Source organism: Rhodoferax mekongensis, from assembly GCF_032191775.1.
GTDB lineage: Bacteria > Pseudomonadota > Gammaproteobacteria > Burkholderiales > Burkholderiaceae_C > Allorhodoferax > Allorhodoferax mekongensis.
In genome coordinates this window covers 3,805,068-3,830,473 of the sequence record NZ_CP132507.1, presented here as the reverse complement: position 1 = coordinate 3,830,473, position 25,406 = coordinate 3,805,068, and the positions used below count along the sequence as shown (strand labels likewise).

At 61.3% G+C, this 25,406-nt stretch carries 24 protein-coding genes and 1 riboswitch; of the genes, 19 read left to right on the top strand and 5 right to left on the bottom strand.

Translation table 11 applies throughout. The features are described 5' to 3' along the window. The first annotated feature begins 4 nt into the window (after positions 1-4). From RAN89_RS18325 to RAN89_RS18285, 9 genes are all read left to right on the top strand, one after another. Entirely contained in the window at positions 5-721 is a 717-nt protein-coding gene (locus RAN89_RS18325; protein WP_313867644.1) for a response regulator transcription factor, read from the top strand. Beyond that, entirely contained in the window at positions 718-2,121 is a 1,404-nt protein-coding gene (locus RAN89_RS18320; protein WP_313867643.1) for a sensor histidine kinase, read from the top strand. Before RAN89_RS18325 ends, RAN89_RS18320 begins: the two co-directional genes overlap by 4 nt. Positions 2,122-2,222: 101 nt before the next feature. Beyond that, positions 2,223-2,939, top strand: coding sequence for an alpha/beta fold hydrolase (locus tag RAN89_RS18315; protein ID WP_313867642.1), 717 nt, complete (start codon positions 2,223-2,225; stop codon positions 2,937-2,939). A gap of 124 nt (positions 2,940-3,063) precedes the next feature. Beyond that, positions 3,064-4,344 (top strand): UDP-N-acetylglucosamine 1-carboxyvinyltransferase, encoded by a 1,281-nt coding sequence (murA, locus tag RAN89_RS18310; RefSeq protein ID WP_313867641.1) that lies wholly within the window; start codon positions 3,064-3,066, stop codon positions 4,342-4,344. 283 nt (positions 4,345-4,627) lie between these two features. Beyond that, on the top strand, positions 4,628-6,058 hold the full coding sequence (locus RAN89_RS18305; RefSeq protein ID WP_313867640.1) for a hypothetical protein: 1,431 nt from the start codon (positions 4,628-4,630) through the stop codon (positions 6,056-6,058). A gap of 9 nt (positions 6,059-6,067) precedes the next feature. Next, a complete protein-coding gene (locus tag RAN89_RS18300; protein WP_313867639.1) occupies positions 6,068-7,918 on the top strand; it encodes an RNA/DNA-binding domain-containing protein in 1,851 nt (616 codons plus the stop codon). Between the two features lie 89 nt (positions 7,919-8,007). Then, positions 8,008-8,418 carry a PPC domain-containing DNA-binding protein gene (locus RAN89_RS18295; protein WP_313867638.1) on the top strand — a complete coding sequence of 137 codons (411 nt, stop codon included), beginning with the start codon at positions 8,008-8,010 and terminating at the stop codon, positions 8,416-8,418. Between the two features lie 72 nt (positions 8,419-8,490). Continuing rightward, positions 8,491-9,531, top strand: a complete 1,041-nt coding sequence (locus RAN89_RS18290) for a histone deacetylase family protein (protein WP_313867637.1) — start codon at positions 8,491-8,493, stop codon at positions 9,529-9,531. Positions 9,532-9,578: 47 nt separating this feature from the next. Further along, positions 9,579-10,283, top strand: a complete 705-nt coding sequence (locus RAN89_RS18285) for a hypothetical protein (protein WP_313867636.1) — start codon at positions 9,579-9,581, stop codon at positions 10,281-10,283. Between the two features lie 33 nt (positions 10,284-10,316). Here RAN89_RS18285 and RAN89_RS18280 read toward each other — a convergent pair whose 3' ends face one another. Genes RAN89_RS18280 through RAN89_RS18270 form a run of 3 tightly spaced genes read right to left on the bottom strand, consistent with a single transcriptional unit; the run spans position 10,317 to position 14,010 of the window. Then, positions 10,317-11,513: an MFS transporter gene (locus tag RAN89_RS18280; protein WP_313867635.1), complete on the bottom strand. Its 1,197-nt coding sequence runs from the start codon at positions 11,511-11,513 to the stop codon at positions 10,317-10,319. Continuing rightward, the gene (locus tag RAN89_RS18275; protein ID WP_313867634.1) at positions 11,506-12,366 is read right to left on the bottom strand and encodes an HAD-IIB family hydrolase; all 861 of its coding nucleotides are present in this window, start codon (positions 12,364-12,366) and stop codon (positions 11,506-11,508) included. Before RAN89_RS18275 ends, RAN89_RS18280 begins: the two co-directional genes overlap by 8 nt. A 15-nt stretch (positions 12,367-12,381) precedes the next feature. After that, complete coding sequence (locus tag RAN89_RS18270; RefSeq protein ID WP_313867633.1) at positions 12,382-14,010, bottom strand: peptide chain release factor 3; 1,629 nt, start codon at positions 14,008-14,010, stop codon at positions 12,382-12,384. A gap of 144 nt (positions 14,011-14,154) precedes the next feature. Between RAN89_RS18270 and RAN89_RS18265 the strand changes: the two genes are divergently transcribed. From RAN89_RS18265 to metF, 4 genes are all read left to right on the top strand, one after another. Further along, entirely contained in the window at positions 14,155-15,168 is a 1,014-nt protein-coding gene (locus tag RAN89_RS18265) for a substrate-binding domain-containing protein (protein ID WP_313867632.1), read from the top strand. 71 nt (positions 15,169-15,239) lie between these two features. Then, positions 15,240-15,347, top strand: a riboswitch (S-adenosyl-L-homocysteine riboswitch). A 77-nt stretch (positions 15,348-15,424) separates the two neighbouring features. After that, entirely contained in the window at positions 15,425-16,945 is a 1,521-nt protein-coding gene (gene ahcY / locus RAN89_RS18260) for an adenosylhomocysteinase (RefSeq protein ID WP_313867631.1), read from the top strand. A gap of 110 nt (positions 16,946-17,055) precedes the next feature. Further along, positions 17,056-17,979 carry a TlyA family RNA methyltransferase gene (locus tag RAN89_RS18255; protein WP_313867630.1) on the top strand — a complete coding sequence of 308 codons (924 nt, stop codon included), beginning with the start codon at positions 17,056-17,058 and terminating at the stop codon, positions 17,977-17,979. Positions 17,980-18,014: 35 nt separating this feature from the next. Then, complete coding sequence (metF, locus tag RAN89_RS18250) at positions 18,015-18,866, top strand: methylenetetrahydrofolate reductase [NAD(P)H] (RefSeq protein ID WP_313867629.1); 852 nt, start codon at positions 18,015-18,017, stop codon at positions 18,864-18,866. Positions 18,867-18,878: 12 nt separating this feature from the next. Here the strand turns inward: metF and RAN89_RS18245 are convergent, their stop codons facing one another. Then, positions 18,879-19,769, bottom strand: coding sequence for a 23S rRNA (adenine(2030)-N(6))-methyltransferase RlmJ (locus tag RAN89_RS18245; protein ID WP_313867628.1), 891 nt, complete (start codon positions 19,767-19,769; stop codon positions 18,879-18,881). A 104-nt stretch (positions 19,770-19,873) separates the two neighbouring features. Here RAN89_RS18245 and RAN89_RS18240 point away from each other — a divergent pair, with 104 nt between their 5' ends. The 6 genes from RAN89_RS18240 (at position 19,874) to erpA (ending at position 24,247) form a co-directional block, all read left to right on the top strand. Then, positions 19,874-21,586: a serine/threonine protein kinase gene (locus RAN89_RS18240; protein WP_313867627.1), complete on the top strand. Its 1,713-nt coding sequence runs from the start codon at positions 19,874-19,876 to the stop codon at positions 21,584-21,586. A gap of 171 nt (positions 21,587-21,757) precedes the next feature. Continuing rightward, the gene (rplM, locus tag RAN89_RS18235; protein WP_087495115.1) at positions 21,758-22,186 is read left to right on the top strand and encodes a 50S ribosomal protein L13; all 429 of its coding nucleotides are present in this window, start codon (positions 21,758-21,760) and stop codon (positions 22,184-22,186) included. 9 nt (positions 22,187-22,195) lie between these two features. Continuing rightward, positions 22,196-22,588, top strand: coding sequence for a 30S ribosomal protein S9 (gene rpsI / locus RAN89_RS18230; RefSeq protein WP_087495114.1), 393 nt, complete (start codon positions 22,196-22,198; stop codon positions 22,586-22,588). 90 nt (positions 22,589-22,678) lie between these two features. After that, positions 22,679-23,407 carry a DUF6776 family protein gene (locus RAN89_RS18225; protein ID WP_313867626.1) on the top strand — a complete coding sequence of 243 codons (729 nt, stop codon included), beginning with the start codon at positions 22,679-22,681 and terminating at the stop codon, positions 23,405-23,407. Positions 23,408-23,425: 18 nt separating this feature from the next. After that, complete coding sequence (locus tag RAN89_RS18220) at positions 23,426-23,821, top strand: bactofilin family protein (RefSeq protein ID WP_313867625.1); 396 nt, start codon at positions 23,426-23,428, stop codon at positions 23,819-23,821. Between the two features lie 60 nt (positions 23,822-23,881). After that, positions 23,882-24,247, top strand: a complete 366-nt coding sequence (erpA, locus tag RAN89_RS18215; RefSeq protein WP_138517021.1) for an iron-sulfur cluster insertion protein ErpA — start codon at positions 23,882-23,884, stop codon at positions 24,245-24,247. A gap of 26 nt (positions 24,248-24,273) precedes the next feature. Here erpA and RAN89_RS18210 read toward each other — a convergent pair whose 3' ends face one another. Continuing rightward, a complete protein-coding gene (locus tag RAN89_RS18210; protein WP_313867624.1) occupies positions 24,274-25,401 on the bottom strand; it encodes an anhydro-N-acetylmuramic acid kinase in 1,128 nt (375 codons plus the stop codon). Positions 25,402-25,406 lie beyond the last annotated feature (5 nt).

The window sequence follows — 25,406 nt, the reverse complement described above, 5'->3', positions numbered from 1 at the left end:
GCCTATGCACCGCATTTTGCTCATCGATGACGACACCCAGCTCGGCGGCCCCTTGGCCGCCTACTTTGCGCGCTTCGACATGGCGCTGGAGCATTGCCTGCGCCCCAGCGATGGTCTGGCGCGGCTGGCGCAGGGCGGCATTGATGCGGCCATTCTGGATGTGATGCTGCCCGAGATGGATGGTTTTGCCCTGTGCCGCGCCATACGCAAAGACAGCGACCTGCCCATCGTGATGCTCACCGCGCGTGGCGAGGTGATGGACCGCGTGGTGGGCCTGGAACTGGGTGCGGACGACTATGTGCCCAAGCCGTTTGAGCCACGCGAGCTGGTCGCCCGCGTGCAAACCGTGCTTCGCCGCCGTGCCCCCGCCGCGCCCAAGGCTGCAGCGGCCGACCCCAACCACCTGTGCTTTCAGGGTCTGCGCATCGACGTGGCTACCCGCACAGTGCTGCGCAATGGCGACGCGGTGGACCTTACCGGGACCGAGTTTGATTTGCTGCTCCTGCTGGCCCGAGCGCCGGGCAAGGTGTTCAGCCGTGACGACATCCTGAACCAGCTGCGCGGTCATGAGGCCGAGCTCTATACCCGCGCGGTGGACATTGTGGTCAGCCGCCTGCGCAAAAAGCTGGAGCCGCTGGACTGCATCAAAACCTTGCGCAACGCCGGCTACACGCTGGCTTTGGCTCCTTTGGCAGCATCAGCGGCAGGAAGTGCCGCATGAGCATGTGGGCTGATTGGTGGCGCGTCTGCCGGGGCTGGCCGGCGTTCAAGGCCTGCATCCAGGCCCAGCGCCAGGCCAAACACGCCTTGGTGCACTCGCTGCGCGTGCGGCTGATTGCCATGTTTGTGCTGCTGGCCCTGGCCATGGCAACCACTTTCATGTTCGGCATGCAGGCGGCGCTCAGCATCGGTTGGCGCGATGCGGCCAAGCCGCTGGTGGCCGACTACATCGACAAACTGGCCGTTGAGATTGGCGACCCGCCCGACATTGAGCGCGCTCGCGCCATCACCCAGCGCCTGCCCTTGAGCGTGCGCATCAGCGGCCCGCAGATCAACTGGCGCAGCAACCCGGAGCAACCCGACAACCAGCACGACTGGATGGACGACAAACCGGCTGACCCCGAGAGCCCCCGCTTCTATGTGCGCACCACGGCAGATGGCCACCGCATTCAGTTCGGGGTGAGTGTGCAGGCCTGGCATGACCGCCCGCGCTTCATTGGCTGGGTCACGCTGTTCAGCCTGTTGGTGCTCACCACGCTGGCCTATGTGCGGGTACGCCGCATGCTGCGCCCGTTGGACGACATTCGCGCAGGCGCCCTGCGCTTTGGCGCGGGCGACTTTGCACAGGCTATTCCCGTGCGCCGCTCCCACCACCCGGACGAGCTGGGTGAGCTGGCCGCCACCATCAACACCATGGGCGCCGACATCCACCAGATGTTGGAAGCCAAGCGCACCTTGTTGCTGGCCATCAGCCACGAGCTGCGCAGCCCGCTCACCCGCGCCCGGCTGAATACCGAGCTGCTGCCTGAAACGGCCGACGTGCAGCCCGGCCGCGATGCCCTTTTGCGCGATCTGGCCCTCATGCGCGACCTCGTCACCGACTTGCTGGAAAGCGAGCGCCTGGCCAGCCCGCATGCCGCGCTCCACCGCGAGGCGGTAGACGTGCGCGCATTGGTGGAAGACGTGGTCTGCGAGCTGCAAACCGCCCACTCCGCGGAAGCTGATGCCGGCCCTGCCATCGACATGCATGTGCCCCTCGCCTTGCCCTGTCTGCAGCTGGACCCGACCCGCATCCGACTGCTGGTGCGCAACCTGCTGGACAACGCCTTGCGTCACAGCGCGGGTGCATCCGCGGCACCACAAATCACCGTGCATTGGACGGACGGGCAGTTGTCGATCACGGTGCGCGATTTCGGCACTGGTGTGGAGGAAAACCAGCTCCCCAACCTCGGTCAGCCCTTCTTCCGGCCTGATGCCGCCCGTACCCGCGAAGGCGGCGGCGTGGGGCTGGGCCTGTACCTGTGCCGCCTGGTGGCGCAGGCGCATGGCGGCAGCTTCGCGGTGCGCAATGCCCAGCCGGGCTTGGCGATTGAAATCGCCTTGCCAGCCGCTACAGTGTGAGCTGCAGCGCCGGGCAGGCAAATTTTTGCCCTGGCGCTTTCATGAGTTCACTATGTTTTTGATAGCTGCTCGCGCATATTCCGCGGGCGCTGGAGCCTGATTTGACTACCAAAAACCTCGTATTGCTCCCCGGCCTGATGTGCGACGCCGCCGTCTGGGCGCCGCAGGTGCAGGCCTTGTCCGCCACCCACCACTGCATGGTGATGGACTGGGGCCTGACCGACTCGCTCACCGCCATGGCGCAGCAGGTGTTGGCCGACGCCCCCGCTACGTTTGCCCTGGCCGGCCACAGCATGGGCGGGCGCGTGGCCCTGGAGGTGATGCGTCTGGCCCCCGAGCGGGTGGAGCGCGTAGCCTTGCTGGACACCGGCGTGCACCCCTTGGCCGAAGGCGAAGCCGGCGCCAAAGAAAAAGCCGGCCGCATGGCCTTGCTGTCGCACGCGCAGCGCGCCGGCATGCGGGCCATGGGCGCCATGTGGGCGCGCCCCATGGTGCACCCCGCCGTGGTGGGCGGCCCGGTGTTCGAGCAAGTGCTGGCCATGCTGGAGCGCAGCAGCCCCGCCCAGTTTGCAGCGCAAATCAACGCGCTTCTCACCCGGCCTGACGCCTCTCCGGTGCTGGCCGGCATCACCTGCGCTACGCTGGTGCTCACCGGCCGGCAAGACGCCTGGAGCCCGCCCGAGCAGCACCAGGCCATGGTGGACGCCATGCACGCAGTGCGCGCCGAGCTGGTGGTGCTGGAGGACTGCGGCCACATGGCCACCCTGGAGCAGCCCGACGCCGTCAACACCGCCTTCGCCCGCTGGCTGGCCGCCTGAAAAGTGCCAACTACGTCGCGGTTCCTGTAACCGTTACAGCACAAAGTTACATGAATCGTGCCCGGAGCGGTAACAATCTCCCCCTCGGCCGGAAAACCCCGGCCTCCCAACACTGAATCTCACCATGTCGACATTTGAAATTGAAGGCGGCGTGCCCCTGCGAGGCACCATTCGCGCTTCCGGCAACAAAAACGCCATCCTGCCCATGATTGCGGCCTGCATCCTGACGGACCAGGAAGTCATCCTCGACAACGTGCCCGACATCATCGACGTGCGCCATATGCTGGACGTGATCGTCGAAATCGGCGGCAAGGTCGAACGCAGCGGCGAGCGCGTCAGCATCCATGTGGCCAGCGTGCGCACCAGCGAAATCGGCCAGGCCCTGTGCAACAAGGTGCGTACGTCCATCCTGTGTGTGGCAGGCCTCTTGCATCGCACCGGCTCCGCGCGTCTGTATCCGCCGGGAGGCGACGTTATCGGCCGCCGCCGCTTGGACACGCACTTTTACGGCCTCATGAAGCTGGGCGCCAAGGTCAGCATCAATGGCGTGTACGACTTCACCATGTCCGGCCCACTCACCGGCGCCGAGCTGTTTTTTGACGAGCCCTCGGTCACCGGCACCGAGCACATCCTCATGGCTGCTGCCGTGAGCCGGGGCCACACCCTGATCCGCAACGCCGCCTGCGAGCCGCATGTGCAAGACCTGGCCCACCTGCTCAATGCCATGGGCGCCAAGATCAGCGGCATAGGCACCAACCAGCTCAGCGTGGAGGGCGTGGATTCGCTGCACGGCGCCACCTACACCGTGTGCCACGACCACATCGAGGCGGCGTCTTACCTGGCGCTGGCCGCTGCCACCGGTGGCGAAATCACGGTGGAGGGCACCGACAAACACGCCTACGGCATGTGCCACCGCGTGTTCGAGACCCTGGGCGTGAAGATTGATTTGCATGACAAACACATCTTCCTGTCCGGCAACCAGCGCATGCAGGTCACCCGCGACTTTGATGGCGCCATGCCGGTGATTGGCGACGGCCCCTGGCCCCAGTTCGCCACCGACCAGATGAGCTGCATGATCACGCTCGCCACGCAGGTCGAAGGCAATGTGCTGTTCTTCGAGAAGATGTTTGAGTCGCGCCTGTACTTTGTGGACAAGCTCATCGGCATGGGCGCCGCCGCCGTGGTGTGCGACCCGCACCGCGTGGTCATCAGCGGCAAGAGCCGCCTGCGCGGCACCACCTTGCCAAGCCCCGACATCCGAGCCGGCATGGCCCTGTTGGGCGCCGCCTTGTGCGCCAGCGGCAAGTCCACGGTGCAGAACGCCAACATGATCCAGCGTGGCTACGAAAAGCTGGACGAAAAGCTGCTCGCCCTGGGCGCACGCATCACCCACAAGCCCAACTGAAGGCAGCACGCGAAAGCGTGCTTGCTATCAATAAAAGAGCTGCTCGCGCACATTCCATGTGGGCTAGCGGCTCTTTTTTGTTTTTAACCTAGAATGGTGAAAAGGGAAAAAATATGGGCATGACGCCAGAGCAAGAAGCCAGAGTCAGCATCGATGCGCTGCTTGTCGCGGCCGGTTGGCGCGTCTGTGGTGAGGCGAAAGCCAACCTCCAACACGCGCAGGTGCTGAGGCCGTCATTTCTCGCAGCAGCATTTGCACCAGACCAAACAAAAGGGACAACTCCATGACCATCAACGCGCTTTACAAGGAATTGGAAACTTCACGCATTGCGTGGGGGAGCCTAAATGATCTGTTGGTCAATGGAAGTTATGACTTTGGAAGGCAACGGCCAGTACTTGACCAGCAGTCGATGGAAGTTTTTCGCCGTCGTGTCGACTTGGTCTTCGAGGTCTTGTTTTCTTTGCGTCCACAAAATGAAAGCGATGTTGCGCATCTGGTTATTGGATCGAAACTTGCTGAACTGCGCGCGCACCTGCTGAACTTTCAGCGTCATTTGGACGGGTCTCTCAGCCAGCTGAGGTCGCCATGGCGTGATGGTCTCACCATCCAGGATGGGAACGACAATTTCCTTTGGCAGTTGATGGACGGACCGACGAATGTCTCGGCCGTGGACGTGACTCCAAATTTTCAGCAAATGCATCCAGCGCTGAATTATTTGGTCGGCGCGATTGGCATGTTTCTTCCGCTTTGCAAAGCCAATGGGGTGGCGGATCTTTTGCAGCGTGTGGAAGCCTTTGGCAATGCAAATCGTGAAGCCGAACTGCTTCGAAGGCAAACGCAAGAACAGGGTGCGGATGTTTCTGCCACTGCATTACAAGTCGCAGCGCACGAGAAGGAGGCCCGGGACCATGTCGTGCAGGCTCAAACGGTAGTTGCCAGTTTGCGCGAAGTTCAAGTCAAGGCTGCAGCGGATGCGAGTAACGTCGCTACGCTGGTAGAGCAAATTAAAACGGTTGGGGCAAATTCGGACAAATTGGAGGCGCTAATCGGGACCTACACGAGCAAATTTGAGGCGTTTCAAAAGGAATTGGATGCTCGAAATTCGGAATTCACGCAGTTCCAAACAGACTCAAAAACTGCTACGGATGCAAACGTCAAGCGAGAAACAGAGATTGATCGTTTAACGACGCTTGCAGACGCGATGATTTCGGGGTCAACGACCGCAGGGCTCGCCAAGAGCTTAGAGGTGACTCGGAAGCGATATGAAGACCGAATGACTGCCGCAAGAACTGGGTTCATGGTTTCAATTGCGATTTTGGTTCTGTCTGCATTGCCATTGGCTGCCCATTTATTGCCCGGTTTATTTGGTGACTTTTTTCCGAGAGTGAGTGATACAGCCCATGAGAGTTGGTACGGAGTGCTTGGCAAGGTTTTGTTGATGGTGCCCGCCACATGGTTGACGGGTTTTTATACCAAAACGTTTGCAGACTTTTTCCACTTGGAGCGCGAGTACGCCCACAAAGCCGCGTTAGCGATGTCCGTAGATGGATTCAAGAGGCAGGCGCCTAAATATGAGGAGGAAATCACGGCGGAGGTTTTCCTTGAAATTCGTAACAACCCGGCAAAGGGCAGTCCCGTAGAACCTGCTTCTCATCCGCTTTACGACGTTTTGTCGAAGGTTGTTGGAAAAGTATTGGACAAGAAAAAGGAATAAGGCCCATCAATGCGCCAGCTCGACCTCTTCTCCGCCTTGCAGTCCAGCACCGAGGGCATCGACACCGAATTCAAGTCGGCGCGCGGTGGCATGCCGGGCAGTTTTTGGGAGTCCTACTCCGCCATGGCCAACACGCAGGGCGGCACCATTGTGCTGGGCGTGGCCGAGAAGGCTTCTGGCCTGGTGTGGGAGGGCGTGCCCGATGCCGCGCAGCTGCGCACGGTGTTGTGGGGGCAGTTGAACGACCGACATAAGGTCAGCGCAAATTTGCTGCGCGATGACGATGTGCGCACGGTGGAAGACGAGGGCCGTCAGTTTGTGGTGGTGCATGTGCCACGCGCATCCCGGTTGCAGCGCCCGGTGTTTGTGGGGCCTAACCCGATGACGGGCACCTACCGGCGAGCAGATGAAGGCGACTACCGCTGCTCGGACGATGAGGTGCGCCGCATGTTGGCCGACCAGTCCGACACGCCTGCGGACTCGCAAATCGTGGAGCATTTTGGACAGGCAGACTTTGACCCCGAGACGGTGAAGCAGTACCGCAACCGCTTTGCGTCCCGCGCGCCAGACCATCCGTGGCTGCTGCTCGACGATGCGCCGTTGCTCACCAAGTTGAGCGCCCTGCGTCGCGACCGTGCCACGGGTTTGGAAGGTGCCACCGTGGCAGGCCTGTTGATGTTTGGTCGGTTTGAGGCCTTGCGCGATGCGTTGCCCGGTTTTCATGTGGACTATCGCGAGCGTCTGTCTGACGACCCCGCTGTGCGCTGGACCGACCGTGTGTTGCCCGATGGCACCTGGGAGAACAACCTTTTCCAGTTTTATGTGAGGGTGATGCAGCGCCTGTCGGGCGACTTGAGGATGCCATTTCAGCTGGATCGAGAGCTGTACCGCAAGGACGACTCGCCGGTGCACGAGGCGCTACGCGAGGCGGTGGTGAACGCATTGGTGCACGCCGACCATCGCGGGCAAGGCGGCGTGGTGATAGAGCGCTACCCGGACCGCATTGAGTTGTCCAATCCCGGTTCGCTGCTGGTGTCGCGGGTGCAGTTGTTGCAAGGTGGCGTAAGCGAGTGTCGTAACAAGAGTTTGCAGCTCATGTTCCAGCTTATGGGCGGCGGCGACAAGGCCGGCTCCGGCATGGATAAGATTCGGGCCGGTTGGCGTGCACAGCATTGGCGCTCGCCCCGGTTGGAAGAGGTTTTGCAGCCCGACCGGGTGAAGCTGGTGTTGCCCATGGTTAGCCTGATTCCCGACGAGGTGGACCAGGCGCTACGCGTGCGCTTTGGCGACCGGTTTGCCAAGCTGGACAAGACGGCGGTGCAGGCCGTGGTGACTGCACAGGTCGAAGGCAGCGTGACCAACAGCCGCATGCAGGAAATCACCGGGGAACACTCCAAAGACATCACCGGCGTGCTGCAAAGCCTGGTGCGCGATGGCCTGCTGACGCAGCAAAATCAACGGCGCTGGGCCAGCTACCGCGTGGCGGAGGATTTCCCCCAATCAGACGGGGGCTCCCCTCATTTGGGGGTGGACTCCCCCCAAAGCTCCCCTCAATTGGCCGGGGACTCCCCTCATTTGGCGGCGAACTCCCCTCATTGGCCTCTGGAACTCCTGTTATTGGCGGAGCCCGCACGCATCAAAGGAAAGCTGCCTGCGGCTGAAATGCAAGCATTGGTTTTGCGCCTGTGCGATGGCCGTTGGCTGACTTCCAAGGATTTGGCTGCTTTGTTAAACCGTGACGCGGAAAACCTGCAGGGTCGCATTCTTGGCGGGATGGTGAAGAAGGGACAGCTTGAGCTGAGATTCCCTGATGTGCCAAATCGGCCAGATCAGGCGTATCGCAAGTTGGCAGTCGGATGAGGTCGCAAGTAGCCATCAAATACGCTTCTGTTTTGATAGCTTCTCGCGCAATATCCATGAGCGCTAGAGCCTGATTTGGCATAGATACTATGAAAACTCTCCCCATCCGCCTCACCCCCGGCCAAGACCTGCGCGCCACGCTGGAAGCCGCGGTTCTCGCCCAAAACTGCCGCGCAGCGTTTGTGTTGTCCGGCATCGGCAGCCTGTCCACGGCGGGCATCCGGCTAGCGGGCGCGGCGCAGCCCACGCGGCTGACCGAAAGCATGGAGATACTCACCCTCTCGGGCACCGTGGCTGCCAGTGGTGACAAGACCGGTTCGCACATGCACATGGCTATTTCCACCACCACGGGGCAGGTGCTGGGCGGGCATGTGGCGCCTGGCTGCATCGTGCTCACCACCGCCGAGGTGCTGCTGGGCCTGCTGCCCGACTGGCAGTTCACCCGCGAGCCGGACTCGCTCACCGGATACGATGAACTGGTGATCCGTCCCCGGAACTGATTTGCTATTTATTTAATAGCTGCTCGCGCATATTCCACGGGCGCTAGTGGCCAATATGTTTCGTAATCCATCATGAAAACCTTTTACAACCACCTCCACGCCCAACACCAGGGCAAAGTCGAAATGTTCCGCGGCGCGCTGGTGCCGTGTTTTGAGGTGCCGGCCCGTGCCGACCATGTGCTGGCCGAGCTGCAACGCCGCCAGCTGGGCGCGGTGCTGGAGCCGCAAGCCTTTGACGAGGCGGCGCTCACCGCCATCCACAGCCCGCGCTACCTGAACTTTTTGGCAACCGCCTGGGACCAGTGGGTGGCGTTGGACGCAGCCAATGCGGACAAGGACATCCTGCCCTCCGTCTGGCCCACGCGCACCTTCCGCACCGACATTGAACCTGACAACTTTGCCGCCAAGGTGGGGCTGTATTCGTACGACGCGGGCACGCCCTTCACCAGCGGTACTTGGGTGGCCGCTCGCGCCGGAGCGCACTGCGCATTGAGTGCCGCGCAAGCGGTGTTGGCCGGCGACCGTGCTGCCTTCGCCCTGAGCCGCCCGCCCGGCCACCACGCAGGGGCGGACTTTTTCGGCGGCTACTGCTTCCTGAACAACGCAGCTTTGGCGGCACAGCACCTGCGCAATGCTGGGATGCACAAAGTGGCGGTGCTGGATGTGGACTACCACCATGGCAACGGCACGCAGGCCATCTTTTACGACCGGCCCGATGTGTACTTCGCCAGCATTCACGGCGACCCGCGCACCGAGTACCCGTTCTATCTGGGCCATGCGGATGAAACTGGCTCCGGCGCTGGATGGGGGGCCAACCTCAACCTGCCACTGCCTCGCGGTACCGACTACGCCAGCTGGGCCCAGGCCCTGGAGACTGCCTTGGCGGGCATTGCCAAATTTGGCGCAGATGCATTGGTGGTGTCGCTGGGCATGGACACCTTTGAGGGCGACCCGATTTCCGGCTTCAAGCTCAAGACGGACGACTACCTGCGCATCGGCGAGCGCCTGGCGAAAGCCGGCTTGCCCACCGTGTTCATCTTTGAAGGCGGTTACGCCGTGGAAGAGGTGGGGGTGAATGCGGTGAATGTGTTGCAGGGCTTTACCAATCCGTAACACGCGCCGGGGCGGGCAGCCCGCCCGGAGCGGCTAAGCTTGCGTTTATGACTTCGATTTTTCAAATCTGCAGCCCCGTGTGGCTGCGGCGCGGTGTGCGCGCCACCGTTGTAGCCATGGCTTGTGCCGTGGCTACCCCCGCACTGGTGCTGGCCCAGGGCGTGACAGCCACCCTCGACAACGCAGCTTCTACGGAGCGGCTTATCTCCGAGTTCGGTGGCTGGATCGGCAACCGCCACGATGCGGATCAACTGGTCACCACCTTGCGCAGCGGCCGCCCGACGGCTACCGAAGGTGCGGCCAGCAAAGAACCAGCGACCGGACCTTTGGGTTACGGCGAAGTACGCCTGGCGCTCAAGCTCGCGCAAGGCGCACTGGCGCAGCAAGGCGTGGCCTACCCCAATCCGGATCAGCTGCAGGCGGCGCTGCATGGCGGGGTGTTGCGCACTCCGCAGGGCGAACAGGTGATGGATGGGGTCTTGCCCCAAAAGGCGAGGGGCACCGGGTGGGCCAACATGGCCGAGCGCTATGGCCTGACCATGGAAGATTTGCTGCCCCCGCCGGGCAAGGCCGTGACGGTGAAGAGCGCCAAGCAGTCGGCCGCCAAGGGCAAAGCCAAGGCGGGTGCCAAAGCCAAAGCATCTGCAAAAGCATCATCTAAAGGCAAGGCCAAGGCTTCGGCTAAAAAACCGGCAGCCAAGTCTGCCAAGCCAGCGGCCAAAGTCGTCAAAAAAGCGACCTCGGGCAAATAAGCGTTAAGGGCGGCAAGGCCGCGCGGTGGCGGATCAGGCCGGGTTGCGGCGGGCGCGCAGCAGGGCGGCCAGACCCACGGCCGCCACCAGAATCAATACCGCCGGAAAAGCCACCGTGGCCGACCAGTCAATCAGCGCGCCGCTGATGCCGGAGGCCACCAGCCCGCCCAAGGTGTAGTTCAACACCAGCACCGCGGTGCAGTTGACCAAGGCAATGCCTTTTTCGCGTGCGCCTATGTCGGTCATGCACAGGGTGTAGAGGCTGCTGCCGGCGGCGCCGAGCAAAAACACCACCGGCCACGCGACCCAGATGGCGTGCTCCACCAAAGGCAGGGCTGCAGCACACACTAAGGCGACGGCGGCCACGGCCACCATCAGGCTGCGGCGGCCACGCACCGGGTCGGCAAACCGGTCTGCAGCCATGCCCACTGGAATGGCTGCCAGCGTGCTGCCCAGACCGCTCACAGAAATCAACAACGCGGCTGCACTGGCGCCCAGACCCATGCTCAGGCCGTAGAGCGGCAGGATGGAGGCCAAGCCCAGCTCAAAGAAGCCGCCGATAAACCCGGCCAGCATCAGGATGGGGTGCTGCTGCACCGCCTGCCACAGGCCGCGCGGTCCGACGCTGGTGTTGCCGGCCTCTGCTGGGGTGGAGATGGGCGGTATGAACATCGTCCATACCAGGCCCAGGGTCAGCAGTGCGATCACCAGACCCAGCGCCACATGCCCTGTGCTGCCGGCCCAGGCCAAGAGGCTGGGGCCGATGATGAAGGTCGCGCCCACCATGGTGGCGTACATGCCCATGGTGCGCCCCAGGCGCTCGGGCGGCGAGAACTCGGCAATCAAGGCCTCGGCCAGCACCCAGCGCATGCCGCCTGCAATGCCCGCCAGAAGCTCCAACACAAACCACACCGGTATGGAGTCGGTACTCAAGAAGCCCACTGCCGCTGCCAGCGGCACGCCGGAGGCAAACCACATGGCGCGCCGACGGCCCCATCGCCGTGTGAGCGCTGACGCAAAGGGCGTCACGATGAATATGCCCAGCCAGGTCGTCGCCGCAAACAGGCCGGCGATGGTGGTGGACACCTCCCGCTCTGTGAGCAGCACCAGCATCAGCGGCGACAACATAAAGACGCCCGAGAGCTGAAACAGCGTGGAGCCGAACACGGCCAGCAAGCCCGTGCGGGAGCTGGGGTGCGCAGTGGCGCCGGTGGTGGGGTCGTTATGCAAAAGAACGTGCTTCCAGAATGGCGCGGGCGACCTCGGCAAAACCTGCGCCTCGCGCAGAAGGCGTGAGGTAGGTCGGCAGGTGGCTGAGCTGTGGCACAAAGCGCGCAATGTTGGCCACGCCCGCGCTGTGCCTGAAGTGCTCAAACATGGCCTGGTCGTTGCCCGAGTCGCCCACAAACACCCACTGGTCCAGCTCGGTGCTGAGGTCGCGGCCCAGCAGCTCGCGGACGATCCAGCAGGCGCCGGTCCATTTGTTGAAGTCCCCGAAGCAGCCGTGGATGTGGATGCTGCTCACCGTGGTTTGCATGCCGTGGCTTTGCAGCAGGGCCAGCACGCGTTGCACCGTTTCGGGCGAGTGATGGGCAAATTCGGCGTAGTCGAACGCGAGGTCGGTCTCGCGTCCCGCGCTGTCGCGGCTGAGCTCCATGCCCGGCACTTCGGCACAGACCTGGGCGGCAATGGCGTCCATGCGCTGTCGATTGGCGGTACGCACCTCGGCACTTTGTTGATATCTTTTTGATAGCACCTCGCGCATATCCGAAGGGCGCTGGAGGCCGATTTGGCTTGTAACCGCGTTGGCAGCGCCGGGCACAAACGCAACAGCCCCGTTCTCGGCCACCATGGCATCCACCGGCCAGGACGGGCCATTGGTGCCCGCCATGAAGGGCTCGCACCAGCCGATGGGCCGCCCGGTGATGGGAATCACCGTGAGCCCCGCAACCTTCAAATCGCCCAGCGCTTGCAGCGCCTCTGGGGCGATGTGGCCGTCGTGGGTGAGGGTGTCGTCGATATCGGTGAACACCCCGCGGATGGCACGGCGGCTGTCCACCGGCCATTGCGCCAGGGGTTTCACGTGGGGGCCTCTTGGTTAGCCTGCGGTTTGCAGTGCCAAGCCCGCATGCTCGCGCAGCGGGTGGAAGTGGATTTTGGGGAAGCGCTCTTGCGCCAGGCGCACGTCATAGGGGCTGGTGCAGAGGTAGGCCAGGGTATCGGCCGCGTCGTGCGCCATACGCAGTGGGTAGGCGGTTTCGAAGTCGCGCAGATCGGCGGCGTTGTCAGCCGTGATCCAACGGGCGCCGGTGTATTGGCAGCTTTCCAGTCGCACATCGCAGTCGTACTCTGCCTTCAGGCGGTGTTGCACCACTTCAAACTGCAATTGCCCCACGGCGCCCAGCAGCATGTTGCCGCCGGCATCGGGTTTGAAAACCTGGATGGCGCCTTCCTCCCCCAGCTGCATCAGGCCTTGTTGCAACTGCTTGGTGCGCAGCGGGTTTTTGAGCACCACGGTCATGAACATTTCGGGCGCAAAGAAAGGCAGGCCGGTGAACTGCAGGTTGGGTCCATCAGTGATGGTGTCGCCCAGCTGTACGCCGCCGTGGGTGGTAAATCCGATGATGTCGCCCGCGTAGGCTTCGTCCACCGCTTCGCGGCGCTGGCTCATGAAGGTCACCACGCTGGTAGGACGCAATTCTTTGGCGGTGCGCTGCACTTTCATCTTCATGCCGGGGGTGTACTTGCCGGACGCCACGCGCACAAACGCAATGCGGTCGCGGTGGTTGGCGTCCATGTTGGCTTGCACCTTGAACACCACGCCGGAGAAGCTCTCGTCGTCGGGCTGTATGGTTCGGGCTTCGCGGTTGCGGTTGACTTCGGTGTAGGCCACGCGCGGGCCCGGTGGCGGAGACATGTCCACCACCGCGTCCAAAACTTCCATCACACCGAAATTGTTCACCCCCGAACCGAAGAACACCGGCGTGAGTTTGCCGGCCAGGAAGGCGTCGTGGTCCCAATCGGAAGATGCACCCACCGCGAGTTCCATGCTCTCCAGTGCATCGTCAAAGGCTTGGCCAAAGCGTGCGCGAAGGTTGTCGGCATCCGACAGCGCAATGGTCTCGAAGTCTTGCGGGCGCTTTTCGCTGCCGGGCTGGAACACGGTCATGCTCTTGGTCAGCAAATTGATGATGCCGCCAAAGCTCTTGCCCTGGCCCACCGGCCAGGTGATGGGGCAGCAGGGCATGCCCAGTTCACGCTCTACTTCGTCCATGATGTCCAAGGGGTCGCGCACTTCGCGGTCCATCTTGTTCACGAAGGTGATGATGGGTGTGTCGCGCTGGCGGCAGACCTCGATCAGGCGGCGGGTTTGGCTTTCCACACCGTTGGCGGCGTCAATCACCATCAGGGCCGAGTCCACGGCGGTCAGCACGCGGTAGGTGTCTTCCGAGAAGTCCTTGTGTCCGGGGGTGTCGAGCAGGTTGACCACGTGGTCGCGGTACGACATCTGCATGACCGACGAGGCCACAGAGATGCCGCGCTGCTTTTCGATTTCCATCCAGTCGGAGGTGGCGTGGCGGCTGGCTTTGCGGGCCTTCACCGAACCGGCGATCTGGATCGCGCCCGAGAACAGCAAGAGCTTTTCGGTGAGCGTGGTCTTGCCGGCGTCCGGGTGGGAAATGATCGCAAAAGTGCGGCGGCGGCGGGTCTCGGGTGCGTAGGTCACAGGGGGGTCCAGGGTCGGGTGGGCCGCGCATCACAGGCGGGCCGCAGGAGAAGAGGGCGTATTTTACAGAGCCGCCTCGACAGCCGCGCGCGGGGCAGGCCTTAAACTCATCCCCATAACAAACGAGCAATCCCGGAGACACGCGTGAGCATCAAGCAGTTGGCCCAGGCATTGGGTCTGTCCACTTCCACGGTCAGCAGGGCCCTGAACGGGTACACCGACGTCAATGCCCTGACCCGCACCCGTGTGAAGGAAATGGCAGACGCCATGGGCTACCGCCCCGATGCGGGTGCGCGCAGGCTGGTGCGCGGCAATACCGATGCGATCGGGATTGTGTATTCCGCTGCGGTCGAAAACTTGGGTAACCCGCAGTTTCTGGACATGGCCGATGGTTTGGGCGAGCGCTTGGAGCGTGAGCACCAGGACTTGCTGCTGGCGGTGGCCAAGAACGAGACCGAGCTCGAAATCTACGAGCGCCTGTTCCGGGGTGGCCGGGTGGATGCGGTCATCGTGCCCAACACCCGGGTGCAGGACCCGCGTGTGGATTTTCTGCTGGAGAACAACTACCCCTTTGTGGGCTACGGCCGCACGGCCGACTGCGCGCATTACTCCTGGCTGGACTTTGACAACGACCTTGGCAGCCAGTTGGCGGTGGAGCACTTGCTCGCCCTAGGCCATACGCGCATTGCCTATGTGCACGCGCCGCTGGAGCTGAACTTCGCCTTTCAACGCCATCGGGGCTACATCAGCACCCTGAAGACAGCAGGCGTGGAGTGCCCGCCCGGCTATTGCATAGGGGGGGTGAACGACAGGCGCAGCGGCCTGAATGCCGTGGCGCAGGTCTTGGCCTTGTCACCCCGGCCGACCGCTGTGCTGGTGGACAACAACCTGGGCGGCGTGGGCCTGATCCGTGGACTGATGGATGCCAAGTTGCGGGTGGGGCAGGACATCTCGGTCGTGGTGCATGGCGACATTCCGCAGGACACCTTGCTCACCGGCTTGGACGTCACCACCGTGACCCAGCCCACCCCGCAAACCACCGGTTTCGCTTTGGCTGAGATGGTGATGAAGGTGCTGCGCGACCCCGAGGGCGGCCCTTACCAGCTGTTGCGCCAGCCGGCATTGCAGGTGGGTACCAGTACCGGCCCAGCGGCCTGAAGGCCGGACGCGGTCGGGTGACTTTGACCCAGTGGCTTGGTGCGGCAATCGACACGAGGTTAAAATCCGCAGCTTCCGAGGAGCGTTGCAGCCCGCCAAGTGCCCATACCGGCACCGCGAGTGAGGCTCGGAACCCACGATGCGCCCTGCATCGTGTCCCCCAACGGCGCTCACCCACTGGAAATGTGTGCGGTGAGTGGCCTCAAAAACCCCCGTGTGCGCCAGTGGCAATGCAAATCAACGTTTGGAGCACACCATGAGCGCTGTATTGAAACTGGTTAAGAACGCCAAGACCCCCAAAGCCGTGAAGGCCACCAAAGCGGTAGCTGCCGCCAAAGCGGTCGTCGCCCAATTTGAAGACTACAAAATTGCCGACCTGAGCCTGGCCGATTGGGGCCGCAAAGAGCTGACCATCGCCGAAACCGAAATGCCCGGCCTGATGGCCATCCGTGAAGAGTTCGCCAAGAGCCAGCCGCTCAAGGGCGCACGCATCACCGGTTCCCTGCACATGACCATCCAGACCGGCGTGCTGGTCGAAACCCTGCAAGCCTTGGGCGCCGAAGTGCGTTGGGCTTCTTGCAACATCTTCTCCACCCAAGACCACGCAGCCGCTGCGCTGGTGGCCAAGGGTACGCCCGTGTTCGCCCACAAGGGTGAGTCGCTGGAAGAGTACTGGGACTTCACCCACCGCATTTTTGAATTCGGTGGCAAGAAGGGCACTGCGGCTGAAGGCCCGAACATGATTCTGGACGACGGCGGCGATGCCACCTTGTTGATGCACCTGGGCGCTCGCGCTGAGAAAGACATCAAGGTGCTGGCCAAGCCCGGCAGCGAAGAAGAAGTGTGCCTGTTCAATGCCATCAAGGCCAAGCTGAAGGTGGACCCCACCTGGTACAGCCGTCGCCTGAAGAACATCATCGGCGTGACTGAAGAAACCACCACCGGTGTGATGCGTCTGGAAGAAATGTCCGCCAAGGGCACTCTGGCCCTGCGTGCCATCAACGTGAACGACTCTGTGACCAAGAGCAAGTTCGATAACCTGTACGGTTGCCGCGAATCGCTGGTGGACGGTATCAAGCGCGCGACCGACGTGATGATCGCCGGCAAGGTGGCTGTGGTGGCGGGTTACGGTGACGTGGGCAAGGGTTCTGCCCAAGCGCTGCGTGCACTGTCCGCCCAAGTGTGGGTGACCGAAATCGACCCGATCAACGCCCTGCAAGCCGCCATGGAAGGCTACAAAGTGGTGACCATGGAATACGCTGCCGACAAGGCCGACATTTTCGTGACTACCACCGGCAACAAGAACGTGATCACCTACGCGCACATGGATGCGATGAAGGACCAGGCCATCGTCTGCAACATCGGTCACTTCGACAATGAAATCGATGTGGCTTCCCTGTCCAAGTGCAAGTGGGAAGAGATCAAGCCCCAGGTGGACCACGTGATCTTCCCCGCCAAGGGCAAGAAGGCTTCCAAGCGCATCATCCTGTTGGCCAAGGGCCGCTTGGTGAACCTGGGTTGCGGTACCGGTCACCCCAGCTTTGTGATGTCCTCCAGCTTTGCGAATCAGACGATCGCCCAGATCGAACTATTCACCAAGCCCAAGGATTACAAGGCCGGCAAGGTCTATGTGTTGCCCAAGCACCTGGACGAAAAAGTGGCACGTTTGCACCTGAAGAAGGTCGGCGCCATGTTGACCGAACTGACCGACGAGCAGGCTGCGTACATCGGCGTGAGCAAAGCCGGTCCGTACAAGAAAGACACGTACAGGTACTGACACCCCCGAGGCGCTTGTAGCGCCTCCCCCTCGAGGGGGCGACACCTGCGGTCCGGCGAAGCCGGTCCCGCGGTGTCTCTGGCTTTAGGGGCAAATAACTTTGGATAACGATGCGAATTGATCAACTTTTGGTGCAGCGCGGGCTGGCCAGCACCCGCTCGCAGGCGCAGCGCCTGATTGCGGATGGCGTGGAGTGGCTGAAGATGGAGCTTTCGGGCGAAGTCTGGAAGCGTGTGGCCAAAAATGGCGACGACGTGCCCGATGGCGCCAAGATCCGTTTGCTCGATGATTCCGAAGCGCGATATGTGTCCCGCGGTGGCCTCAAGCTCGAGGCGGCGCTGAAGCACGTTGGCTTGTCTGTCACCGGCTTGCGTTGTCTGGATGTGGGGCAGAGCACCGGTGGCTTCACCGACTGCCTGCTCCAGGCTGGCGCGCAATCGGTGGTGGGTGTGGATGTGGGCAGTGCCCAGCTGCACCCAACGCTGCGCGACGATACCCGCGTGCTGTGTGTCGAGAGTGTCAATGCCCGTACCCTGTCCGCTGCAGATTTGATAGCTGCCTACGCAGACAGCACGGGCGCTGGTGGGCAATTTGATGTTGAACCCGATGGCGATGACGGCTGGGATGATGAGGACGACTTCGACGACGAAGACGACGCCCGCCCGCCCGTGGATGCGTCGGATGATGCTGACGAAGAGGCCGTGGAGCTGCCGCCTGAGTTTGCGCCGCCGTTTGACCTCTTGGTCGCTGACCTGTCCTTCATTTCGCAGACCCTGGTATTGCCTGCTGCAGTGCCCTTGTTGAAAGAGGGCGGCATCATGCTGACCTTGGTGAAGCCGCAGTTTGAATTGCAGCCGGGTCAGGTGGGCAAGGGCGGTATCGTCAAAGATCCGGCCATGTACCCCATCGTGGAGCAGCGCTTGCGCGATACCTGCGCCGATCTGGGGCTGACCGTGACGCATTGGTTCGACTCCGCCATTGAAGGTGGAGACGGGAACCGCGAATTCTTTATTTGTGCCCGCAAGGCGGGCTGAACCCGGTGCCTGCCATGCAGGCGCGGGAGACGGAGATGACTATGTCTACCAACCAACGGATTCCACTGAGCCTGGAGTTTTTCCCGCCCAAAACGCCGGAAGGCGCTGAAAAGCTGCGCACCGTGCGCCAGCAGCTCTACGGGCTCAAGCCTGAGTTTTGCTCGGTGACTTTCGGTGCAGGCGGCTCCACCCAGGAAGGTACGTTCAACACCGTGCGCGACATCCTGTCAGAGGGCGTGAGCGCGGCGTCCCATTTTTCGTGTGTGGGGGCGACCAAGTCCACCGTGCGCGAGCAATTGGCTACCTTGAAGACCATGGGCGTGAAACGATTGGTGGCCTTGCGGGGCGACTTGCCCAGCGGTTACGGTGCTGGCGGCGAGTTCCATTACGCCAGCGACCTGGTGGCATTCATCCGTGCCGAGACGGGCGATGACTTTCACATCGAGGTGGCGGCCTACCCGGAAGTGCACCCGCAAGCCAAGTCGCCGGCGAGCGATTTGCTGGCTTTCGCCACCAAGGTGAAAGCAGGTGCCAATTCAGCGATCACCCAGTACTTTTACAACTCTGACGCCTACTTCCGCTTCCAGGAAGAGGTGGATGCATTGGGCATCACCGTGCCTGTGGTGCCCGGCATCATGCCCATCACCAGCTCTACCCAGTTGATGCGCTTTTCGGACGCTTGCGGTGCAGAGATTCCCCGCTGGATTCGTCTGCGGCTGCAGAGCTACGGGGATGATGTGGCTTCCATCAAGGCCTTCGGTCTGGAGGTAGTGACAGACTTGTGCGAACAGCTGCGTGCCGGTGGCGCGCCTGCACTGCACTTCTACACCATGAACCAGAGTGCGCCCACTCTGGCTTTGTGCGAGAACCTGGGCCTGGGCGCTTAACGCGCCAGGGCCTTAGCCGCCGGCGTTCAGGGTGGACGTCGCGTTGGTGTCCTGACCCAGCAGCTCCACCATCTGCGGCAGCGCATCTTTGAGTGCTGCTTTGAGGGTGTGGGGCGGGTTGATCAAAAACATGCCGCTGGCGGGCAGTCCGGGGCGTACCACTTCACCTTGGGCATCCTGCGTGAGCTTGCTGGACTTGACGGTCAGTGTCGCGTGCAGCCAAGACTTGCCGGCCTTGTTCGCCATGGTCTTGAGCTTTTTGGGCAGGTCGTGCGCTTCCGGGCGAGGGATGATGGGGTACCACACCGCATACGTGCCGGTTGCAAAGCGTTGCATGGCATCTGCCACCATGCCGACCACGCGGGCGTAGTCGTTTTTGACTTCGTAGCTGGGGTCGCATAGCACCAGCGCACGGCGTGATGGTGGAGGCAAAAACTTCTTGAGCCCTTCAAAACCATCTTCCCGCAGCACGGTGACTTGTCGGCCGGCTTCCAGCTGGGCAACGTTGGCGATCAGTGTTTTGGTGTCGGTGGGGTGCAGCTCGAAGAGCTTGAGCTTGTCGCGACCGCTCAGCAGGCTTTGGATGATGAAGGGCGAGCCGGGGTACACCGACCAATGGTTGCCGGCGTTAAAGCCCGCCACCATGTCGATGTAGTCTTGCAACGCGGGGGCAAACGGCTTTTCAGGCTTGGTGGCAACCAGCTTCAGAAAGCCCTCGGCGGCTTCCTCGCTGGTCTTGGCAAAGTCGCCATCCAACCGGTACAAGCCCGCACCGGCATGGGTGTCAAAGACGTTGAGGGCGGTTTCTTTTTGCGTCATGTGACGCAATACAGCCAGCAATGTGGTGTGTTTTAGCACGTCGGCATGGTTGCCGGCGTGGAAGGCGTGTCGGTAACTGAACATCCCCTATGATACCCAGCGCCCCGGGATGCCTGCTGACATCTGGATTGGAAAGGCGCCTTTTTCGGGCGTTTGCGGGCATAAAAGAACAGATTTCACCTCTCCCCATGGCTGACATCACCACACCGACCAGTAAACCCAAGGCCACCGCGGCCGGGCATCTGGACGCCCTTGCACCCGGAACCCGATTGGCTGAATTCGAAGTCCAAGGGCTGCTGGGCGTTGGTGGTTTCGGCATGGTTTACCGGGGCTACGACCACTCCTTGCACAGGGCGGTGGCCATCAAGGAATACATGCCCACCAGTTTGGCGGGACGTGATGGCAACCAAGCTGTCACCGTCAAGTCCGCAGTGGACACTGGATCGTTCGATTCAGGCTTGCGTTCTTTTATGGCCGAGGCGCGTTTGCTGGCACGGTTTGACCACCCGTCTCTGGTGAAGGTGTACCGCTTCTGGGAGGCAAATAACACTGCCTATATGGCCATGCCCCTCTACGAGGGCATCACACTGAAGGAGGCAAGGCGTCGCATGAGCGGTCCGCCGCCTCAGGCGTGGCTTCAGTCGGTTCTGTGGTCGGTGCTGGCGGGGTTGAAGGTGCTTCACGACAACAGCACCTTGCACCGCGATGTATCGCCGGACAATATCTTCTTGCAAAACGTCGGACCGCCGGTGCTGCTGGATCTGGGCGCCGCCCGCCGCGCGATTCTGGACACCAGCCACAAACATACGGCGGTGCTCAAGGTGAATTACGCACCTATTGAGCAATATGCCGACGCTCAGGATATGCAGGAAGGCCCTTGGACAGATTTGTATGCCGTTGCCGCCGTGATGCACGGCTGCATTTGCAATGAGCCGCCTTTGCCTGCCACCTTCCGGGCCGTGCGGGACCGTATGCCGAGCTTTGAGCAGGTCACACAAACGGCCCAGACGCATTTCAACCAGACCTACTCCGATAGCTTTGTACAGGCGATTTCGCACGCACTGGCCATTGAGCCCACCGAGCGCACGGCCAGCGTTGAGGCTTTTGCCCGAGAAATAGGCATGAAATCGCCTCCTGACCTGGCCCGGTTTGATTGGCGCAAAGCTTTGGGCGATTCGGTTACCTTGGCCGAGACCGGTGATGATCCGTCGCCGATTACGACTGAGTTGTTGACGACCCAGCCCGCATCGGACTTTCCGGATACTGTTTTCCAGCCCTCGACTTACGACCATTCCAAAACTGTCAAAACCCCGTCACGGGCCGACACGGCGGCCAAACCACGCGCTGTCAGAGGCTCTGCGAAGGTCAGTAAGGGCATGCCGCTTTGGCTTTGGCTGGTGCCGGCGGTATTGCTGCTGGCGCTAATCGCGTGGTGGGTGCGGCCGACCGTTCCTCCTTCAGCGGTCGTTATGCCGCCCACGCCCGCCTCTACCCCTGAGGCGGTGATCCCAGAGCCGGTAAAGACGCCCTCCGTGCCCGCCGACTCCTTGCCCGTGTCCAAGCCGACTGCACCGGCTGTTGCCAATGTTTCCAAGGCGCCTGGCTCGGAGGCGATGGGTAGCGCGCAGCGTACGGTTGTCCCTGCAAAGCCTGTGGCTCAGGCGCCTGTAGCGGCTTTTGACAAGGCGGTGACATCCAAGCCGCAGCCACGCACTGATGCCAAGCCTTTGGAAGACAAACCCGCTCCCGCCAAAGATCCGGTTGCGATTTGTGCGGAGGCCAGCATCCTGACCCGGACCATGTGCGTCTACCGGGCGTGCCAGAAACCTGAGTTTTACCATCTGCCGGTTTGCGTGGCAGACCGCCAACACTGGGAAGAGCAGAACAAGGCCCGTAACTGAGCAGTTCGAGCCCCATTTGGTGAATTCGCCAGCTCTTTGTATAATCGAGGGCTTCGCAGCGCTTTTGTGGCTCCGCGGCGAAGGACTGAACCCCACCTAAGAGATTCCCATCAGAGGAACGCCGACCGTGGAAAAGAGCCCTCCCAAACCTTCTTTTTAAAGAGAAAACTCATGTCTACATTCAGCGCAAAACCCGCTGAGGTCGTGCACGAGTGGTTTGTGGTTGACGCGACCGACAAGGTCCTCGGACGAGTAGCCAGCGAAGTTGCTCTCCGTTTGCGCGGCAAACACAAGGCCATTTACACGCCTCACGTCGATACCGGTGATTTCATCGTCGTTATCAACGCAGCCCAACTCAAAGTGACTGGCACCAAGTCCTTGGACAAGGTGTACTACCGCCACTCCGGTTACCCCGGCGGTATCACAGCCACCAACTTCCGTGACATGCAGTCCAAGCATCCCGGTCGCGCTTTGGAAAAAGCCGTCAAGGGCATGCTGCCCAAGGGGCCCCTGGGCTACGCCATGATCAAGAAGCTCAAGGTGTACGGTGGTGCTGAGCACCCCCACACTGCCCAGCAACCCAAAGTGTTGGAACTGTAAGGAGCTCACATGATTGGTGAATGGAACAATGGAACAGGCCGTCGCAAATCCAGCGTCGCCCGCGTTTTCCTCAAAAAAGGCACTGGCAAGATCACCGTGAACGGTAAGGACATCGAAAACTTTTTCGGTCGCCAAACCTCCATCATGATCTGCAAGCAACCCCTGCTGTTGACGAATCACGCAGAATCGTTTGACATCATGGTCAACGTTGCTGGCGGCGGTGAATCCGGCCAAGCGGGTGCTACCCGTCACGGCATCACACGTGCTTTGATCGATTACGACGCGAGCCTCAAGCCCGCACTGAGCCAAGCCGGCTTCGTAACTCGTGACGCACGTGAAGTGGAACGTAAGAAGGTCGGCTTCCACGGCGCACGTCGTCGCAAGCAGTTCTCCAAGCGTTAATCACGCTGCAACATTGCGTTGCAATCCGGAGGCCGCCAGAGTGCAAACTCAGGCGGCTTTTTTCTTTCTGGCTGATAGACTTCGCCCTCCATGAGATTCCGTCTATTACGCCGCCGCCTCACCATCAGTGCCCCTCGCATGGCCGTGCGCAGTGCATTGCCGTGGCCATTCCGCTGGGCCTTGCTTGCCATCGTGTTGGGCTTTTGTGCTGCCATTGGTTTATGGGCGTTTGAGTTCGGCAAAGACATTGCTGGTCTGGAAAAAGGCTCCAAAGACGAATTGATGCAGCTCAGGGCCAACGCTGCCGCTCTCCAAACGGAAATGCTGACCCTGAAGGCCGAGCGGGACAAGGCCCAATCGATTGCCAACACGGCGGATACCTTGGTGACGGCAGAAAGAGCCGCCCAGGAAAAACTCATCGCGCAGGTCAAGCAACTGGAGGCGGACAACCGCACATTGCGGGACGACCTCGGTTTTTTTGAGAAGCTGATCCCGTCAGGTGGCACCGAGGGCGTAGCGATCCGGGGTCTTCAGGCAGAACTGATATCCCCGACCACACTAAAATGGCAGGCGCTGGTCATGCAGGCCGGCCGTAACACCCAAGAGTTTGCAGGTCGTTTGGAAATAACTCTGGTGGGTACGGCCAACGGAAAAACCTGGACCGCTTCGTTGCCGGACGGCGCCATGCCCGTCAAGCTCAAGCAGTACGGGCGTTTGGAAGGGGAGTTCCAACTCCCTCCTCAAACCGTGGTGAAAAGTGTGTCAGCACGTGTCCTTGAAGGTACGACGGTCCGCGCGACCCAGACCCTCAAGCTCTAGGTCATCACGAGATACGCCATGTTCAACAAAAATAAGCAGCCCCCCATCAAAAGCCTGATTGCCGATGGCACCGAAATTCAGGGCAACCTGTCATTCTCGGATGGCTTGCGCGTAGACGGAGTCATTGTTGGGAATGTGTTGGCAGCAGAGGCCGTGGCCAGCATTCTGGTGATTTCGGATTCTGCAAGCATTACCGGCGCGATCACTGCAGACCACATCATCATCAATGGCACCGTAAAGGGCCCTATCCATGCCCGGCGCATGCTGGAACTCCAGCCCAAAGCCCGTATTGAAGGTGACATTGAATACGCCGCACTGGAGATGCACCAGGGTGCTCTCATCGCGGGTCAGTTGCGCCCCATGCTGGCTGGTGAAGAAAAACCCACACTGAAACTAGCGGCAAATAACCAGTAAAAGAATTCCCGAGCGAATTCCTGTACTATTTGCCAATTCTTGAATCTGAATGGAGCTGCCATGAGCGCTGTTGCCGAAAACATCCAAACTGACATGCCCGCCCCGATCCTGTTTACCGACAGTGCCGCGGCCAAAGTGGCTGACTTGATTGCCGAAGAAGGCAACCCTGATTTGAAACTGCGTGTATTCGTGCAGGGCGGTGGTTGCTCCGGCTTCCAATACGGCTTTACCTTCGATGAAATCACCAACGAAGACGACACCACCATGACCAAAAACGGTGTGTCCTTGTTGATTGACGCGATGAGCTACCAATACTTGGTTGGCGCCGAGATTGACTACAAGGAAGACTTGCAAGGCGCCCAGTTTGTGATCAAGAATCCGAACGCCACGACCACCTGCGGTTGCGGCTCTTCATTCTCGACCTGAAGCACCATCCCGCCGCGCCTGATGAGTCAGGCGGGGTAAATTGCTCCCAGTATGCGGGCGCCTCTGGCGCCCGTAACTTTTGGAAGGTTGGCCGTGTGCCGCAGAATGGCTTGGCGTGCCAGCCATGCGAAGGCCGTAGCCTCCACTTGCAAGGGAGGCAGCCCGAGTTCATCAGAGCTTTGAACTTTGCAGCCAGGTAGCAGCTTTTGGATGCGCTGCATCAAATACTGGTTGTACGCGCCTCCCCCACACACTGCCAAAGTCGTGCATCCCGGCATATTCCGGCGCAAAGCATCCGCACAAGCGCCTGCTGTGAGTTCTGTGAGCGTGGTTTGGACATCTACCGAAGCTGCAGGGCCATGCCGGTCTTCATGGGTTTTGAGAATGTTCTCAAGCCACGCAGCGCTGAATAGGTCACGTCCTGTGCTCTTGGGCGGCTGGCGATGCAGAAAGGGCTCGGCCAACATGTGGTCCAGCAAGTCTGGCAACACGGTGCCGGAGGCTGCCCACGCTCCACCATTGTCGAAATGCTGTCCGGTGTGGCGGTGACACCAGCCGTCCATCAATGCATTGCCCGGGCCGCAGTCGAATCCCAGTACGGAGTTCTCCGCGCTCGCGTGCAGCAGTGTCAGGTTGGAGATGCCGCCGATGTTCAAGACGGCCAGGCGCTCGCCGTGGGGACTGAAGAACGCTTGATGAAAAGGGGGCACCAAAGGGGCGCCTTGTCCGCCTGCTGCGACGTCCCGGCTGCGAAAGTCCGCAACTACGTCCACGCCGCACAGCTCTGCCAAAAGTGCCGGTTGGTTCAGCTGGACGGTGTAACCGGTGCCATCGAATTCGCCAGGCCGGTGCCGAACGGTCTGGCCGTGGGCTCCGATGGCACAAATGGCAGAAGGGGGCAGCCCGGTCTCCTGCAACAGCTTGCCAACCACCGAGCCATACAAGCGGGCCAGCCCATTGGCTGCCAATGCGCCACGATGAATTTCGTCGCTGCCGGAGGCGTTAAGTGCCAGAAACTCAGCGCGTAAAGCATCGGGAAATGGGGACGCCTGATGCGCCAGGACGCGCATTCTCTCGCCAGAAAAGTCGGCCAGCACACCATCCACGCCATCGAGCGACGTGCCGGACATCAGCCCGATGTAAAGCTCTGACACAGGCT

Bases quoted from the DNA above. Each gene is read 5' to 3' on its own strand.
- RAN89_RS18320 (WP_313867643.1), top strand. From the start codon at position 718: ATGAGCATGTGGGCTGATTGGTGGCGCGTCTGCCGGGGCTGGCCGGCG.
- RAN89_RS18240 (WP_313867627.1), top strand. From the start codon at position 19,874: ATGGCTGACATCACCACACCGACCAGTAAACCCAAGGCCACCGCGGCC.
- metF (WP_313867629.1), top strand. From the start codon at position 18,015: ATGACTATGTCTACCAACCAACGGATTCCACTGAGCCTGGAGTTTTTC.
- RAN89_RS18300 (WP_313867639.1), top strand. From the start codon at position 6,068: ATGCGCCAGCTCGACCTCTTCTCCGCCTTGCAGTCCAGCACCGAGGGC.
- RAN89_RS18290 (WP_313867637.1), top strand. From the start codon at position 8,491: ATGAAAACCTTTTACAACCACCTCCACGCCCAACACCAGGGCAAAGTC.
- RAN89_RS18245 (WP_313867628.1), bottom strand. From the start codon at position 19,769: ATGTTCAGTTACCGACACGCCTTCCACGCCGGCAACCATGCCGACGTG.
- RAN89_RS18225 (WP_313867626.1), top strand. From the start codon at position 22,679: ATGAGATTCCGTCTATTACGCCGCCGCCTCACCATCAGTGCCCCTCGC.
- rpsI (WP_087495114.1), top strand. From the start codon at position 22,196: ATGATTGGTGAATGGAACAATGGAACAGGCCGTCGCAAATCCAGCGTC.
- RAN89_RS18295 (WP_313867638.1), top strand. From the start codon at position 8,008: ATGAAAACTCTCCCCATCCGCCTCACCCCCGGCCAAGACCTGCGCGCC.
- rplM (WP_087495115.1), top strand. From the start codon at position 21,758: ATGTCTACATTCAGCGCAAAACCCGCTGAGGTCGTGCACGAGTGGTTT.
- RAN89_RS18325 (WP_313867644.1), top strand. From the start codon at position 5: ATGCACCGCATTTTGCTCATCGATGACGACACCCAGCTCGGCGGCCCC.
- RAN89_RS18305 (WP_313867640.1), top strand. From the start codon at position 4,628: ATGACCATCAACGCGCTTTACAAGGAATTGGAAACTTCACGCATTGCG.
- RAN89_RS18255 (WP_313867630.1), top strand. From the start codon at position 17,056: ATGCGAATTGATCAACTTTTGGTGCAGCGCGGGCTGGCCAGCACCCGC.
- murA (WP_313867641.1), top strand. From the start codon at position 3,064: ATGTCGACATTTGAAATTGAAGGCGGCGTGCCCCTGCGAGGCACCATT.
- RAN89_RS18220 (WP_313867625.1), top strand. From the start codon at position 23,426: ATGTTCAACAAAAATAAGCAGCCCCCCATCAAAAGCCTGATTGCCGAT.
- RAN89_RS18285 (WP_313867636.1), top strand. From the start codon at position 9,579: ATGACTTCGATTTTTCAAATCTGCAGCCCCGTGTGGCTGCGGCGCGGT.
- erpA (WP_138517021.1), top strand. From the start codon at position 23,882: ATGAGCGCTGTTGCCGAAAACATCCAAACTGACATGCCCGCCCCGATC.
- ahcY (WP_313867631.1), top strand. From the start codon at position 15,425: ATGAGCGCTGTATTGAAACTGGTTAAGAACGCCAAGACCCCCAAAGCC.